14 protein-coding genes are annotated in these 14,644 nt (G+C 55.1%); 8 read left to right on the top strand and 6 right to left on the bottom strand.

The window, feature by feature from the left end; translation table 11 throughout:
- The first annotated feature begins 14 nt into the window (after positions 1–14).
- The 6 genes from ACZRKO_RS17980 to mdcH all read left to right on the top strand — a co-directional run bounded on the left by ACZRKO_RS17980 (position 15) and on the right by mdcH (position 4,668).
- The gene (locus tag ACZRKO_RS17980) at positions 15–317 is read left to right on the top strand and encodes a malonate decarboxylase subunit delta (protein WP_463738608.1); all 303 of its coding nucleotides are present in this window, start codon (positions 15–17) and stop codon (positions 315–317) included.
- Positions 307–1,143, top strand: a complete 837-nt coding sequence (locus tag ACZRKO_RS17975) for a biotin-independent malonate decarboxylase subunit beta (RefSeq protein WP_463738607.1) — start codon at positions 307–309, stop codon at positions 1,141–1,143. The genes ACZRKO_RS17980 and ACZRKO_RS17975 overlap by 11 nt, the downstream gene beginning before the upstream one ends.
- Positions 1,140–1,964 carry a biotin-independent malonate decarboxylase subunit gamma gene (mdcE, locus tag ACZRKO_RS17970; RefSeq protein WP_463738606.1) on the top strand — a complete coding sequence of 275 codons (825 nt, stop codon included), beginning with the start codon at positions 1,140–1,142 and terminating at the stop codon, positions 1,962–1,964. Before ACZRKO_RS17975 ends, mdcE begins: the two co-directional genes overlap by 4 nt.
- A gap of 154 nt (positions 1,965–2,118) precedes the next feature.
- The gene (locus ACZRKO_RS17965) at positions 2,119–3,081 is read left to right on the top strand and encodes an AEC family transporter (protein WP_463738605.1); all 963 of its coding nucleotides are present in this window, start codon (positions 2,119–2,121) and stop codon (positions 3,079–3,081) included.
- 19 nt (positions 3,082–3,100) lie between these two features.
- Positions 3,101–3,724 (top strand): malonate decarboxylase holo-ACP synthase, encoded by a 624-nt coding sequence (locus ACZRKO_RS17960; protein ID WP_463738604.1) that lies wholly within the window; start codon positions 3,101–3,103, stop codon positions 3,722–3,724.
- A gap of 8 nt (positions 3,725–3,732) precedes the next feature.
- The gene (gene mdcH / locus ACZRKO_RS17955; RefSeq protein WP_463738603.1) at positions 3,733–4,668 is read left to right on the top strand and encodes a malonate decarboxylase subunit epsilon; all 936 of its coding nucleotides are present in this window, start codon (positions 3,733–3,735) and stop codon (positions 4,666–4,668) included.
- A 185-nt stretch (positions 4,669–4,853) separates the two neighbouring features.
- Here the strand turns inward: mdcH and ACZRKO_RS17950 are convergent, their stop codons facing one another.
- The 6 genes from ACZRKO_RS17950 to greB form a co-directional block, all read right to left on the bottom strand.
- Complete coding sequence (locus tag ACZRKO_RS17950) at positions 4,854–5,777, bottom strand: LysR family transcriptional regulator (RefSeq protein ID WP_463738602.1); 924 nt, start codon at positions 5,775–5,777, stop codon at positions 4,854–4,856.
- Positions 5,770–6,009, bottom strand: a complete 240-nt coding sequence (locus ACZRKO_RS17945) for a FeoC-like transcriptional regulator (protein ID WP_463738601.1) — start codon at positions 6,007–6,009, stop codon at positions 5,770–5,772. The genes ACZRKO_RS17950 and ACZRKO_RS17945 overlap by 8 nt, the downstream gene beginning before the upstream one ends.
- An 8-nt stretch (positions 6,010–6,017) precedes the next feature.
- The gene (gene feoB, locus ACZRKO_RS17940; RefSeq protein WP_463738600.1) at positions 6,018–8,333 is read right to left on the bottom strand and encodes a Fe(2+) transporter permease subunit FeoB; all 2,316 of its coding nucleotides are present in this window, start codon (positions 8,331–8,333) and stop codon (positions 6,018–6,020) included.
- A gap of 66 nt (positions 8,334–8,399) precedes the next feature.
- Positions 8,400–8,627: a ferrous iron transporter A gene (gene feoA, locus ACZRKO_RS17935; RefSeq protein ID WP_463738599.1), complete on the bottom strand. Its 228-nt coding sequence runs from the start codon at positions 8,625–8,627 to the stop codon at positions 8,400–8,402.
- Between the two features lie 402 nt (positions 8,628–9,029).
- The gene (locus tag ACZRKO_RS17930; protein WP_463738598.1) at positions 9,030–11,375 is read right to left on the bottom strand and encodes a Tex family protein; all 2,346 of its coding nucleotides are present in this window, start codon (positions 11,373–11,375) and stop codon (positions 9,030–9,032) included.
- Positions 11,376–11,498: 123 nt separating this feature from the next.
- The gene (gene greB / locus ACZRKO_RS17925; protein ID WP_463738597.1) at positions 11,499–11,987 is read right to left on the bottom strand and encodes a transcription elongation factor GreB; all 489 of its coding nucleotides are present in this window, start codon (positions 11,985–11,987) and stop codon (positions 11,499–11,501) included.
- A 284-nt stretch (positions 11,988–12,271) separates the two neighbouring features.
- Between greB and ompR the strand changes: the two genes are divergently transcribed.
- Together ompR and envZ are read left to right on the top strand one after the other, a co-directional pair.
- Positions 12,272–12,991, top strand: coding sequence for an osmolarity response regulator transcription factor OmpR (gene ompR, locus ACZRKO_RS17920; protein ID WP_049597277.1), 720 nt, complete (start codon positions 12,272–12,274; stop codon positions 12,989–12,991).
- Entirely contained in the window at positions 12,988–14,355 is a 1,368-nt protein-coding gene (envZ, locus tag ACZRKO_RS17915) for a two-component system sensor histidine kinase EnvZ (RefSeq protein ID WP_463738596.1), read from the top strand. Before ompR ends, envZ begins: the two co-directional genes overlap by 4 nt.
- Positions 14,356–14,644 lie beyond the last annotated feature (289 nt).

The raw sequence follows: 14,644 nt of genomic DNA, 5'->3' as shown, positions 1-14,644 counted from the left end.
TATAAAGAGGTGTTATGGAACGTTTTGAATTTACTTACCCGGCCCAAACGCCGCTGACCGGACGCGCACAGGCTGGCGTAGTCGGTTCCGGCGATTTAGAAGCGCTGTATGAAGCGACAACGGGCGATGCGCTGCGCGTCACCGTCACGACCTCCGTCGACGGCAGCCACACTTTGTGGCAACGCTTTTTCGACCGTCTGAGTCAGCTGCGTGAACTGCCTGCCGGCCAGCTCGACATCAATGATTTTGGCGCAACGCCCGGCGTAGCGCGCCTGCGGATTGAACAGGTATTTGAGGAGGCGGGTTATGCCAACTGATCAAAGCTTTATTGAGCTGAATGCCCGCCAGCGTGCGCGCAATCTGCTTGACGCAGGAACTTTCCGCGAGCTGCTGGGACCGTTCGAACGCATCATGTCACCGTGGCTGGAACCGCAAGGCATCGTGCCGCAGACGGACGACGGCATGGTGGTCGCCAAAGGTACGATCGCAGGCCTGCCCGCCGTCATTGTTGCTATTGAGGGCGCATTCCAGGGCGGTAGCATGGGGGAAGTGTCCGGTGCAAAAATGGCCGCCGCATTAGAGCTGGCTGCGGAAGATAACCGCAACGGCATCCCGACGCAGGCCGTGCTGCTGCTGGAAACCGGCGGTGTACGTTTGCAGGAGGCGAATCTCGGCCTGGCGGCTATCGCCGATATTCACGCCGCCATTGTGGATTTACGCCGTTACACGCCGGTGATTGGCGTGGTGGCCGGTACCGTCGGTTGTTTCGGCGGGATGTCGATTGCCGCCGCGTTGTGCAGTTATCTCATCGTGACCCGTGAAGCGCGCCTTGGCCTGAACGGCCCGCAGGTTATCGAGCAGGAAGCGGGCATCGAAGAGTATGACTCCCGTGACCGGCCGTTTATCTGGAGCATGACCGGCGGCGAAGTGCGTTATCACAGCGGCTTTGTTGACGCGCTGGTGAAAGATTCCCTGAACGAAGTGAAAAGCCATCTGCTGAGGTTTATGGCCAAAGGCGTTCCGGTGCAGCATCGCTCCGATAAATTCGATTATTACCTGCCAAAACTTACCGGTTTTGATACCCGCCGGCAGGCCAGCCGTGAAATTACGCAAGAGCTGTTTAACCGGGAGGATCTCGTATGAGCACGCTTGAAAATATTGCCAAAAATGCCGTCAGCCGCGGCGATTACTGGTTTGCTGAACTGACCAAAGACGCCACACGACTGACCGGGCTGTGCCCGTCAGTGAAAGCGGCGGACGGGAAAATCAACGATCAGGACGTGCGTTATATCGCCGTGGTACCGGATAAAAATAACCACTATCCGCGTGCCGCAGGCGGCGAAGTTGGGCTGCTGGAAGGCTGGACGCTGGCTAAAGTGGTAAGCCAGACGGTTGCCGAAGACGCTGGCAAAGCGATTAAACGGGCGATTGTGGCGGTGATTGACGTGCCAAGTCAGGCTTATGGCCGCCGCGAAGAGGCTTTCGGGATTCATCAGGCGCTGGCCGGTGCCGCCGGGGCCTATGCCAATGCGAGACTGGCCGGACACCCGGTGATCGGGCTGATTGTCGGCAAAGCCATGTCCGGCGCGTTTCTGGCGCACGGCTATCAGGCCAACAAGCTCATCGCTTTCAATAATCCGGACGTGATGATCCACGCGATGGGCAAAGCGTCAGCGGCGCGTATTACGCTGCGCTCGGTTGCGGCGCTAGAGAAACTGGCCGCGACCATCCCGCCGATGGCCTATGACATCGAAAACTACGCCACACTCGGGCTGCTGGCGCAGCTGATGGAGGTCGGTAATCCCGACAGCGCGACGCCGGACGATATCGTCAACGTGCAATCGGCGCTGTGGAACAACATTCTCGCTGCCCGTAAGGAGGGCGTCGGCCTTAACAATCGCTTAGGTGCCGACAACCGCGCCAGTTCGCAGCTTGTCCGCGAACGAATGCGCCAGGAATGGTAATCCCTTAACTTTTCAGTCTTTCAGCCGGTAAAGGCACCTGCATACAGCGAGGTGCGGCACAGAGTTCAGCGTGCCGCATCCGACTGGAATTTATAAAAAACATCGTAACCGGCGGACTGGGTAATTCCTTTTTATTTACCTCAGGTACATCGCTATGACTTATGTGATTTTGCACGCCCTCGCCCCGATTTTCGTCATCATGCTGCTCGGCTATTTTGCTGGGAAGGCGAAAATGGTGGATAACAAAAACGTCTCGTTACTGAACGTCTTTGTGATGGATTTTGCTTTGCCCGCTACGCTGTTTGCCGCTACGGTGCAGACGCCATGGGCCGGGATTGTCGAACAGACACCGCTGATTGTGGTGCTGGTTCTGGCGATGTGGATAACTTATGCGGCGATTTATTTCACCTGCACCAAGGTTTTCCACAAATCCCCGCAGGACGCCGCAGTGCTGACACTGACCGTAGCGTTGCCAAACTATGCGGCACTCGGTTTGCCGATTTTGGGCAGCGTACTCGGGGAATCTTCCACCACGTCGCTGTCGGTCGCGGTGGCGATTGCCTGCGGTTCGGTACTGATGACGCCGTTCTGTCTGTTGATCCTCGAGCGTGAAAAAGCGCGCCTCGGCGGTGAAGGTCAGGGCTCTTCGCTGGCGCTGCTGCCGGTGCTGATGTGGCGTTCGGTGAAAAAACCGATTGTTTGGGGACCGCTGCTGGGTGTGGTGCTGTCAGCCATTGGCATCAAAATGCCGGAGATTGTGCTGGCCTCGATTAAACCGCTGGGCCTGTCTGCAACGGCGTCGGCACTGTTCCTGACCGGGGTGATCCTGTCGGCGCGTCAGTTGAAAATCAACGGTCCGGTGCTGGTTTCCTGCGTAGCGAAAAACCTGATCCAGCCGTTTATCGCCTGGGGTCTGGTGCTGGCCTTTGGCCTAAGCGGACAGATGGCGGTGACGGCGATTCTGATGATTGCGCTGTCAGCCGGTTTCTTCGGGATCGTGTTCGGTAATCGTTTCGGCGTTCAGTCGCCAGATGCAGAAGCGTCACTGTTGATCAGTTCAGTGTTGTGTATCATTACGTTACCGCTGTTTATAACACTGACTGCTTCACTGCACTGATGAATAAGGAACCGTAACGATGAGTCTGCCGCGTGCCCATGACCTGATTTGGATTGCCGACCGTGCTTTGCTGGAAAACGACCAGGGCTTACCCGACTGGGTGAGCAACTGGCGGCCGCATTTGCCGCTGGTGGTGCGTCGTGACCGGCGCGGCGATGGCGCCATCCCGGTCGGGATACGCGGTATGACCAAAATTCAGCGCGCAGCCGCCTGGGTAAAACCTGAAGACGTGCTGCGCGTGGTGACGCCCGAATCACTGGTGGCCGATCCCGTTACGTTGCTGCATTCGCGCTTTATCTCCCTGCAACCTATGCAGGCGCTGATCACCCTCGCCAGCCTGAAACTGCCTTGGCAGTGGGGCGTTACCGGCAGCTGTGCCTATGCCATGGTCAGTGATATTCCGGTGATGCACACCGAGAGCGATCTGGACTTACTCATCCGCTGCGATCAGCCGGTGGATTCCATTGAGTTTTCCGCTTTCCACACCAGCCTTGAAGAGATGCCGTGCCGCGTCGATGTACAAATCTCCACGCCGCAGGGCGGTTTCTCGCTGACAGAATGGCTGCGCGGCGGGGAATTTATGCTGAAAACTGACTCAGGCCCGGTTCTGGTCACTGACCCGTGGAGCAAGCCTGCAGTCTGAGGAGTGTTATGAACATCCTGTTTACCTTTCCCGGTCAGGGCCCTCAGGTGCCGGATATGCTGCACCGCCTGCCAGAAAATCCTGTTACTCAGGATCTCCTTACCGGGGCCAGCACTGCGCTGGGCTCGGACGTTTTACTGCTCGACAGCGCCGATGCGCTGCGCTCCACCCGCGCGGTGCAGCTGTGCCTGCTGATAGCCGGTGTCGTCTGGGCAAAACAGCTGGAAGCCGAAGGTGTACAACCTGATTTTTGCAGCGGGCTGTCGATTGGGGCATTTGCGGCGGCAGTTATTGCCGGTGCTTTACGCTTTGACGATGCCGTGCGTCTGGTGGCGCTGCGCGGCGAACTGATGCAGCAGGCCTATCCGCAGGGGTACGGCTTGTCGGCCATCACCGGGCTGAGTCAGGGTAAGGTTTCTGCGCTGCTGGAGCAGGTGAATGACCCGCAGACGCCGGTGTATCTGGCAAATATCAATGCCGAAGATCAGATGGTGATCGCCGGCAGCGACGTTGCCATGCGACAGGTACTGAATTTAGCCAAAGCGCAGGGCGCGCAGAAAACTCACCGGCTGGCGGTCAGTGTACCGTCTCACTGCGCTTTACTGGATGCACCCGCAGCTAAACTGGTTAACGCCTTCGAGTCCGTCACGCTTCAGCGCCCGACCTGCGGTTATCTCAGCGGCACTTCGGGCCGGGTGTACTGGCAGCCGCAGAAGATTACAGACGATCTGGCGATGAACATGGCGCGCACCGTCAACTGGCGCGATGCGATGGTGGCGGCATACCAACGTGACGTGCGTCTGGCGATAGAAATGCCGCCCGGTTCAGTGCTTACTGGCCTGACGCGACGTGCTATGGATCAGGGCGAAGCGCTGTCTTTATGTCAGTCCGGCATACAGGTTGCGAGGACTCTCGCAATGCGGTTACGGGAAAATGCAGAATAATTTCCGGCATGCTAGCTTTATCGATAGTTAACTTAACGGTTGTTGGAGGGGGCCGTTTCACTTATCGACACAAGGAATGTGGTGGTATGCCGGTGATATTGCGATACAAAACTTATACGTTTTTTTTCTCTTCCAATTAGGGATATCCACCCGAAGCGGCCCACATTCATGTACGATTTTCACACTCATCTGTGCACCGGTTTCCCTAACGCATACATCCGGCATTCAGCGGCCAGAGCCAGCAGGTTAGGGTCGTGTTCACGGCTGTGCGGATAGACGAGGGAGATCGTCTGGCGCATCTGATAAGGCTCGGCCAACGGTATCAGGCGCACGGTGTTTTCATAGACGCCTTTCATACGCCCCGGAATTAACGTATAGCCCACACCCGCCTGCACCAGACTCAGCATCGAAAAAATATCATTTACCCGGGTAACAATGTCCGGGTCGAACCCTGCGACATGAAAAGCTTCCTGAAAGCCGTGATAGGTAGCAAATCCTTCTGCCAGCGCCACAAACTTCTCCTGAGTGAAATCGCGTAAATCGGCGGTACCAGCTGTGGCCAGCGCAGAACTGGCCGGTGCGGCGAGAAAAATATCATCCTGAAACAGCGGGATTTGGTCATAACGCTGGGTATCGATCGGCGAATCGCTGGTGGAGACCAGCACGGCGTCCAACTGGCCTTCTTCCATTCTGGCAAGCAGATGACTGTTTGAGCCCATCATGAGTTCGAGTTCGAGTTCGGGGCGGCGCAGTTTGAGGCCCATAATCAGCCGGGGAATGGTTTGCAGCGTCAATGAATAGAGCGTGCCTAGCTTGAGCCTTTTCTGACCGAAACCGGCAGCAAGGCGTGTGGCTTCGATGCCATGCTCCATCTGCTCAATCACCTGCGTGGCGTGTTCCAGCAGTGCGCGGGCGGCAGGCAGCGGCAGCAGATTACGGCCTTTATGAATAAATAACGGGCAACGTAGCCCCTCTTCGAGCGAATGCAGCGCGCGGTGCACGCTGACGCTGCTCAGGCCCAGATGTTCAGCGGCTCGGGTGATGTTGAGCTTTTCCATGTAAGCGATGAAGATTTCCAGCTTACGGAAGGTGATTTCACTATCAATCATGCATCAGCCGGTAGCTGACGGTCAGACATTTTTGTCCGTCGGCGCAGCTTTTACAGCCGCCGCTCAGGCAACTGTCATCAGGTTCGACGGCTTCTACTTTTCGCATGGCAACCAGCCGGTCGAGCATCGCCTGTACCAGCGGTTGTGGTGCTTGTAACTGATGGCTCAGTTGGCGGGCATCAACCCTCCCAGCCAGTGCCACGCCATCGCGAACAGCAATCAATGAGGTCATCCTTTCTCCTAGTGGCAGTCGCCTGACGGCGAGCTGCAGCAGGCGGCAGCCTGGCGCGGTTTTAACGTGACGCTGACGCGGCTGCGCATTTTGCGCAAGGTCAGCAGCACCAGCGCATTGAAAATAATCACCGTCAGGATGATCCCTGCGCTTCGCCCCGGATGGTCGCTGAATGTCGCGGCCTGGAAGAACAGCGTTGCCAGCGAATAAGCGACGTTCAGCCCCCAGACGATGGAGAATGTCATCCAGCCACGGCTGGTTTCACGCGCAATAGCGCCCATTACTGAGACGCACGGAACGTAAAGCAGGACGAAAATCAGGTAGCTGTAGGCTGAAATGGCGGTGCCGAACTTACTGCTCATCACACCCATTGAGGTAGCTGCCATCTCGCCGTCGCCTTTGCTGGCTTCAATTGGGTTGGAGAGCACGCTCAGGCTAAAGGTGTCTTTCAGCCCCTGCCAGGTCTGGCGCATGGCGCCGTTCAGTTCGCCCAGCAGATCGAAACTGGCAGCGTCGAACTGTTGCGTGGTGATGTGCTCGGCGGTGTAGAGGGTATTGAGCGTACCGACCACCACTTCTTTTGCCATCGCGCCGGTGACTAAACCGACAGTCGCCTGCCAGTTGTCTTCGTGCACACCCATCGGACTGAGGATTGGCGTCAGCACTTTACTGACGGTCGCCAGCGCGGAGTCGTTAATGTTGTCGACGGCTTTGCCACTGAAGGAGAAGCTGTTGAGCGCGCCAATGAAAATACTGGCGATGACAATCACTTTACCGGCGCGCAGCACAAAGCCTTTCAGGCGTTGCCAGGTCTGCAGCAGCAGGCTTTTCAGATGTGGAATATGATAAACCGGCAACTCCATGACGAACGGCGAGGCTTCACCGCGCATGATGGTGTACTTCAGCACCAGCCCGGTGAGTATGGCGACCACGATACCCAAAAGATAAAGCGAGAAGACCACCGACGCGCCGCTCTGCCCAAAGAATGCGGCGGAGAAGACGGCGAAAATCGCCAGACGTGCGCCGCATGACATGAACGGTGCCATCATGACGGTCATCAGGCGTTCACGCGGGGCGTCCAGCGTGCGGGCACCCATGATAGAAGGCACGTTACAGCCGAAGCCAACGATCAGCGGTACGAAGGATTTTCCCGGTAGCCCCAGCGCCTGCATCAGGCGGTCCATCACAAAGGCGGCGCGCGCCATGTAACCAGAGTCTTCCAGAAACGACAGAAACAGATACATCATGCCAATTTGCGGAACAAGCGGCAGAACGGTGTTAATCCCTCCGCCTACGCCCTGAGCGAGGAAAATAGTCAGCCACTGTGGGAAGTGCAGGGTAAAGCCCACCCACTGTGTTCCCTGAATAAAAATAGCCGCCGAACCGATATCGAAAATCGGTTGCAGTGCGCCACCAATGTTAATCGCCAATAGGAACATCAGATACATAACCAGCAGGAAAATCGGTACGCCGAGGAAACGGTTGAGGATCACCCGGTCAAGGATTTGCGTCATACGGTTGGGCGCCGTCAGGTGCGAGTTACTCACTGCTTCACACAGGCTGACAATGCACTGATAACGCGCATCGGCAATCAGCAATGCAGGGTCTTCATGCTGCTGTTCGGCCAGGCGGGCGCGTACCTGTGGCAGGATATTGGCGGCGTTACCCGCATGGGTCTGGCTGTAGATATCCCCTTCGAGTATTTGCAGGGCCAGCCAGCGGCGCTGTTGCAACGGCATTTCTGCTGGCATCTCGGTGGCCAGTAAATCCACTTCATGTTGCAGGACTGGCGGGTAGGTTACGCGGGTCAGGTTCGACGCTTGCGGGCACTGGTCAATGGCGGCTTTTAGCTCGCTAATCCCACTTGCGCGGGTGGAAACCAGCGCGATCACCGGACAGCCAAGGCGCTTGGCGAGCGCCGGAATGTCGATAGTGATGTTTTGGGTTTTGGCGATATCGAGCATATTCAGAGCCACGATGCACGGAATGCCGAGTTCAAGCAGTTGCAGCGTCAAGTACAGATTACGTTCCAGATTGGACGCATCCACCACGTTGATCATCAGATCAGCTTCATCACTGAGGATGTAATGGCAGGCAATTTGTTCGTCGAGCGAGGTCTGCTCCGAAATGGTGGTCAGTGAATAGGTGCCCGGTAAATCCACCAGCGTGACCTGATGTTGCTGAGTGGCAAACTGCCCTTCTTTACGCTCAACCGTGACGCCTGCCCAGTTACCCACGCGCTGACGAGCACCGGTTAATTGGTTGAAAAGGGTGGTTTTACCTGAATTCGGATTACCAATTAACCCAATGGTCAGTGCTTTCATAGGTTTTGTCTGTGTGGAAATAAAAGGGAAGAGATGGGGGCAAAAAGAACGGCCCGCACTGAAAAATTAGCAGGCCTGGATTTCAAGTTTCAATAGGTCGAGGTCTTTTTTGCGCACAACCAAACTGGTGCGACGAGTTTCGATTTGCACCGGATCGCCCATCGGCGCAACGCGAATAATATTGAACAATGAACCGGGTAGCATACCCAGTGACAACAGTTTCTGCCGGTACGCCGGGCTTATCTCAGCAGAGAAACCGATAATTTTGTAAGCACGTTGTGAGATAAGTTGCATAGTTCCTCGCGAAGCGTTCAGGCGTTATGGGAGCGGCAGTTGTTTAATGCGCCGCGCTTCCTTGCCAGGATTTCCACTGGTCATTGCGAAATAATGTGTGATTTATCAGGAGCCAAAAATGCTCATCTATTGGAGATTAGGTCAAATACTCAAAGAAGTAAAAACGAGAATAATTATCATAATCAATTCGTGAGCAAGGGAATAAAAAAAGGATATTCTCCTCTGTACCCCTACGCGACAGCCTTCATCACAGGGATATCCTATGCCGCCACCCTTGCGATTTTATTGATTTAACTCAGTGATTGCGTGATTAGTTATCATTCAGCAAACAGGGTCTTTCTAAAGTCATGAAAAAAGCCGCTGAAATTCAGCGGCTTTGGTTTACAAATGAACAGGTAGCTTTTAGTGCTTTTTCCCCATCGCGGCGGCCAGTGCATCCATCATGGCGCTGTTGCCCGCATTGTTTGATGATGGTCGCGTGGCCGGTTTATTCGGTACACCGCGTTTTTGCTGGTCACGGCCATTTGTCGCCGCGGGTGCTACGGTACCGCTGTTTCGCCGCGCTGGCGCTTCACCCGGCTGTTCGTCGAGACGCATGGTCAGGGCGATACGTTTACGCTGCAGGTCCACTTCCATCACTTTGACTTTGACGATATCCCCCGCCTTCACTACGGTGTGCGGATCCTCGACGAACTTGTTCGCCAGAGAGGAAATATGCACCAGACCATCCTGGTGCACGCCGATATCCACAAACGCACCAAAGTTAGTGACGTTAGTGACCGACCCTTCCAGAATCATGCCCGGCATCAGGTCATTCATGGTTTCGACGCCGTCGGCAAAGGTGGCAGTTTTGAACTCTGGGCGCGGATCGTGCCCCGGTTTTTCCAGCTCTTTGATGATGTCGGTAACGGTTGGCATTCCGAAACGTTCGTCGGTGAACTCGCTGGCCTTCAGGCTGCGCAGCGCGTTGGAGTCGCCCATCAGCTCTCTCAGCGCGAGATTTGTCGCCGCCAGAATGCGCTGCACCACTGGGTAGGTTTCCGGGTGAACCGTCGAGGCATCCAGCGGGTTATCGCCGTGGTTGATACGTAAGAAGCCCGCGCACTGCTCGAAGGCTTTTGGTCCCAAACGGCTGACTTTCAGCAGCTGTTCACGGTTGCGGAACTGGCCGTTCTCATCGCGCCAGTTAACGATATTTTGCGCCATCATACGGGTCAGGCCTGCGACACGGGTCAGCAGAGGCACCGATGCGGTGTTGAGATCCACACCGACGGCGTTCACGCAGTCTTCCACTACGGTATCGAGTTTCTTCGCCAACTGGCTCTGGCTCACGTCATGCTGGTACTGGCCAACACCGATGGATTTCGGGTCAATTTTCACCAGTTCAGCCAGCGGATCCTGCAGTCGGCGGGCGATAGAAACCGCACCGCGAATAGAAACGTCAAGATCTGGGAATTCCAGTGCCGCCAGCTCAGAAGCGGAATATACCGACGCGCCTGCTTCACTCACGATGACTTTTTGCGCTTTCACTTCAGGGAACTGTTTTTGCAGGTCGAGGAAGAAACGCTCTGTTTCGCGTGACGCGGTACCGTTACCGATAGCAACCAGTTCGACATTATGTTTGATACACAGTGCGGCAACCTGCTGCGCGGCTTTGGCGGCCTGACCGGTATGTGGATAAACCGTATCAATACCTACCAATTTGCCAGTGTTATCCACAACGGCAACTTTTACGCCGGTGCGCAGGCCCGGATCGAGGCCCATGGTGGCGCGCATTCCCGCCGGAGCGGCCATCAGCAGGTCGTGCATATTGCGGGCGAATACATTAATCGCTTCGTCTTCTGCGCGTTCGCGGATGGTGCTCATCAGTTCGGTTTCAAGATGCAGCAGCACTTTGATACGCCAGGTCCAGTTCACCACGGCACGACGCCAGACATCAGCCGGTGCGTTGTTTAAGCGTAGCTTCAGATGATCGATGATCAGCTGTTCGGCGTAACTCTCTTTCGGCGTTTCATCTTGTTGCGGGTCAGCGTTCAGCGACAGTTGCAGTACGCCTTCGTTGCGTCCACGGAACATGGCCAGTGCGCGGTGCGAAGGAACTTTGGCAATCGGTTCGTGGTGATCGAAATAGTCGCTGAATTTTGCACCTTCCTGCTCTTTTCCCTCGACCACGCGTGAGACGAGATGGGCATTTTTCCAAAGATAGTCGCGGACTTTTGCCAGCAGGGCAGCATCTTCGGCGAAGCGCTCCATCAGAATATAACGTGCACCGTCGAGGGCCGCTTTGGTATCGGCTACGCCCTTATCGGCATCAACAAATTTGGCTGCGGTGGTATCAGGATCGTGTTGTGGCTCGTTCCATAGCAGCTCGGCCAGCGGTTCCAGCCCGGCTTCGATAGCGATTTGTCCGCGGGTACGACGCTTAGGTTTATACGGCAGGTATAAATCTTCCAGCTCCGTTTTACTCAGCGTGGTGGTGATGGCTTTCCCCAGTTCGTCGCTCAGTTTTCCCTGATCTTCGATCGATTTGAGAATGGTCTGGCGGCGATCTTCCAGCTCACGCAGATAACTCAGACGGGTGTCCAACTGACGCAGTTGGGTATCATCCAACCCACCGGTGACTTCCTTACGATACCGTGCAATAAAGGGCACGGTATTACCTTCATCCAGCAAGCGCACCACGGAAGCAACCTGCTCCGGGCGAACCTGCAATTCAGTTGCGATAATGCGGCTCAGTTGATCATTCATAGGTCTGGTATCTGTTTTTCACTGTGTAAGAGACATAAAATCAGGGGACAGTTATACGTTTTGAAGCTCAGAATTGCCAGCGCTGCGGGCCTTCAGCCCGGTGTTTTGAGACTTATGAACGGTTTATGAATCCGGCCGCTCTTCACCGTAATGGATTTCATTGATGTACCACAGTGCGTCACCCACCGGTGTCTGTACTACGGCGCTATCACCCACTTCTTTCTTCAGTAAGGCGCGTGCCATCGGAGCATCAATGGAGATGTAATCTTTGCGGCCAAAAATTTCGTCATAGCCGACGATGCGAAAAAATTTAACGTCGCCGTCGTCATTTTCCACTTCTACCCAGGCGCCAAAGAACACTTTGCCATCCTGTTGCGGCGAGTGATCCACAATGCGCAGTTCTTCCATGCACTTGGTCAGATAACGGATGCGTCGGTCGATTTCACGCAGACGCTTTTTGTTGTACTGATAATCTGCGTTCTCGCTGCGGTCACCAAGGCTGGCCGCCCAGGTGACCTTTTTCGTCACTTCGGGACGCTCTTCGCGCCACAGAAAGTCCAGTTCTTGCTTGAGCTTGTTGTAACCTTCGCGGGTAATGAGTTTGGTTTTCATGTTTTTTTCACAGAGTAAGCCTGTTCGTTATTGTGCGATCTTTCCACAGCCTTGTGGAAGGTACAACATGACTAACGCGATTTCGCCGTAAAGAGGTAAAGTGCAGGTAAGCGTACTATTAAGGATGACATAGGCTTTACTGGACGAAAATTGTTGATAAATTAGGGAAAGCATAAGCTTTGTAACAATTTCGACTAGAATGTATACCATTAATCGCTGTCTGTTTTAGCACATTTTTCTAACAATACAGGCTTGGGTATTAATGCCTTTGGGAGTAATAAAAAATGCAAGAGAATCACAAGATTCTGGTCGTTGATGACGACATGCGACTGCGTGCACTTTTAGAACGCTATCTGACCGAACAAGGCTTCCAGGTACGTAGCGTAGCCAATGCTGAACAAATGGATCGCCTGCTGACCCGAGAATCATTCCATCTGATGGTGCTTGATCTCATGTTGCCGGGTGAAGATGGTTTGTCCATCTGCCGCCGCTTGCGCAGCCAGAGCAATCCGATGCCAATAATCATGGTCACCGCCAAAGGCGAAGAAGTGGACCGCATCGTCGGCCTTGAAATTGGTGCCGATGACTATATTCCTAAGCCGTTCAACCCGCGTGAACTGCTGGCTCGTATTCGTGCTGTTCTGCGCCGTCAGGCCAACGAACTGCCGGGCGCACCTTCTCAGGAGGAAGCTATTATTTCCTTCGGAAAATTCAAGCTCAATCTCGGTACGCGCGAAATGTTCCGTGAAGACGAACCTATGCCTCTGACTAGTGGTGAGTTCGCTGTGCTGAAAGCGCTGGTGAGCCATCCGCGTGAACCGCTGTCCCGTGACAAGCTGATGAATCTGGCGCGTGGCCGCGAATACAGCGCCATGGAACGCTCTATTGACGTGCAGATTTCACGCCTGCGCCGCATGGTAGAAGAAGATCCTGCGCATCCACGTTATATCCAGACCGTTTGGGGCCTGGGCTATGTCTTCGTGCCGGACGGCAGTAAGGCATGAGACGAATACGCTTTTCACCGCGTAGCTCGTTTGCCCGAACCCTGCTGTTGATCGTCACCTTGCTGTTCGTCAGCCTGGTGACGACCTATCTGGTGGTGCTGAACTTTGCCATCCTGCCCAGTCTGCAACAGTTCAATAAGGTGCTGGCTTACGAAGTTCGTATGCTGATGACCGACCGGTTGCAACTGGAGGATGGCACACTGCTGGCTGTGCCACCGGCGTTTCGTCGCGAAATTTATCGCGAGCTCGGCATCTCTCTCTACACCAATTCCGCGGCTGAAGAGAGCGGTCTGCGCTGGGCGCAACATTACGAATTCCTCAGTCAGCAAATGGCGCAGCAACTCGGTGGCCCGACCGATGTTCGCGTTGAAGTAAATAAAAATACCCCGGTGGTGTGGCTCAAAACCTGGTTGTCTCCTGACATCTGGGTGCGCGTCCCGTTGACCGAAATTCATCAGGGCGATTTCTCTCCGTTATTCCGCTACACGCTGGCGATCATGTTGCTTGCTATTGGCGGTGCATGGCTGTTTATTCGTATTCAGAACCGACCCTTGGTTGAACTTGAACATGCCGCTTTGCAAGTCGGGAAGGGGATCATTCCCCCGCCGCTGCGTGAATACGGTGCGTCCGAAGTGCGCTCCGTGACGCGGGCATTTAATCAGATGGCTGCGGGAGTGAAGCAACTTGCGGACGACCGAACCCTGCTGATGGCGGGTGTCAGCCACGACTTACGAACGCCACTGACCCGTATTCGTCTTGCGACAGAAATGATGAGTGACGGCGATGGCTATCTCGCGGAGTCCATCAATAAGGATATCGAAGAGTGCAATGCCATCATCGAGCAGTTTATCGACTATCTGCGAACGGGTCAGGAGTTGCAGACTGAAGAGTGCGATTTGAACTCGATTCTCGGTGAAGTGATTGCTGCTGAAAGCGGGTATGAGCGTGAAATTGAGAGTGACTTGATCGACGGTGAAGTGCTGGTCAATGTGCATCCGCTCTCTATCAAGCGCGCCGTGGCGAATATGGTGGTGAACGCAGCCCGCTATGGCAATGGCTGGATTAAAGTCAGCAGCGGCAAAGAGCTACAACGCGGCTGGTTCCAAGTAGAAGACGATGGCCCTGGCATTGAGCAGAGTCAGCTCAAGCACCTGTTCCAACCCTTCGTGCGTGGCGACAGCGCCCGAACCACCAGCGGTACCGGGCTTGGTCTGGCCATTGTACAGCGCATTATCGATGCTCATGCAGGCTCTCTGGATATTGGACGCAGCCCACGCGGGGGGTTACGCATCCGGGCGTATCTGCCGTTGCCACTCGGCCAAGAGAAAGTCGTTACGCGGGCCTTACCGCAAAAACCGGTTTGATTTAAGGGGCGATGCCCCTTTTACCCCGTTTAAATCTTTTTAATTCAAATTCAAATTCAAATTCAAATTCAAGGTCGTGGGCATCGGCCCACACCGACCAGAGACCCGCAGTCGCGCGGGTCTCTGGACTCTACGCTCTTTTAAAAACAGCAGCTGCGCTGGTCACAATGGCCGTGTTTCATGGGCCAAGACGATAGCCGCAAACTCCGCCGCTGCACGGTCCTCTCCGTTCGGGTTACAACCCGTTCGAATAAATTCCTCTCACGGTTTTCCACCTCTTCGTCGACGT

It is taken from the genome of Ewingella sp. C233, assembly GCF_055407225.1.
This window is presented reverse-complemented; position numbering and strand designations above follow the sequence as displayed.

Excerpts from the sequence above, each read along its gene's own strand:
- envZ (WP_463738596.1), top strand. The coding sequence starts at position 12,988 with ATGAGACGAATACGCTTTTCACCGCGTAGCTCGTTTGCCCGAACCCTG.
- ompR (WP_049597277.1), top strand. The coding sequence starts at position 12,272 with ATGCAAGAGAATCACAAGATTCTGGTCGTTGATGACGACATGCGACTG.
- ACZRKO_RS17965 (WP_463738605.1), top strand. The coding sequence starts at position 2,119 with ATGACTTATGTGATTTTGCACGCCCTCGCCCCGATTTTCGTCATCATG.
- ACZRKO_RS17960 (WP_463738604.1), top strand. The coding sequence starts at position 3,101 with ATGAGTCTGCCGCGTGCCCATGACCTGATTTGGATTGCCGACCGTGCT.
- feoA (WP_463738599.1), bottom strand. The coding sequence starts at position 8,627 with ATGCAACTTATCTCACAACGTGCTTACAAAATTATCGGTTTCTCTGCT.
- ACZRKO_RS17950 (WP_463738602.1), bottom strand. The coding sequence starts at position 5,777 with ATGATTGATAGTGAAATCACCTTCCGTAAGCTGGAAATCTTCATCGCT.
- mdcH (WP_463738603.1), top strand. The coding sequence starts at position 3,733 with ATGAACATCCTGTTTACCTTTCCCGGTCAGGGCCCTCAGGTGCCGGAT.
- mdcE (WP_463738606.1), top strand. The coding sequence starts at position 1,140 with ATGAGCACGCTTGAAAATATTGCCAAAAATGCCGTCAGCCGCGGCGAT.
- ACZRKO_RS17930 (WP_463738598.1), bottom strand. The coding sequence starts at position 11,375 with ATGAATGATCAACTGAGCCGCATTATCGCAACTGAATTGCAGGTTCGC.
- feoB (WP_463738600.1), bottom strand. The coding sequence starts at position 8,333 with ATGAAAGCACTGACCATTGGGTTAATTGGTAATCCGAATTCAGGTAAA.
- greB (WP_463738597.1), bottom strand. The coding sequence starts at position 11,987 with ATGAAAACCAAACTCATTACCCGCGAAGGTTACAACAAGCTCAAGCAA.
- ACZRKO_RS17945 (WP_463738601.1), bottom strand. The coding sequence starts at position 6,009 with ATGACCTCATTGATTGCTGTTCGCGATGGCGTGGCACTGGCTGGGAGG.
- ACZRKO_RS17980 (WP_463738608.1), top strand. The coding sequence starts at position 15 with ATGGAACGTTTTGAATTTACTTACCCGGCCCAAACGCCGCTGACCGGA.
- ACZRKO_RS17975 (WP_463738607.1), top strand. The coding sequence starts at position 307 with ATGCCAACTGATCAAAGCTTTATTGAGCTGAATGCCCGCCAGCGTGCG.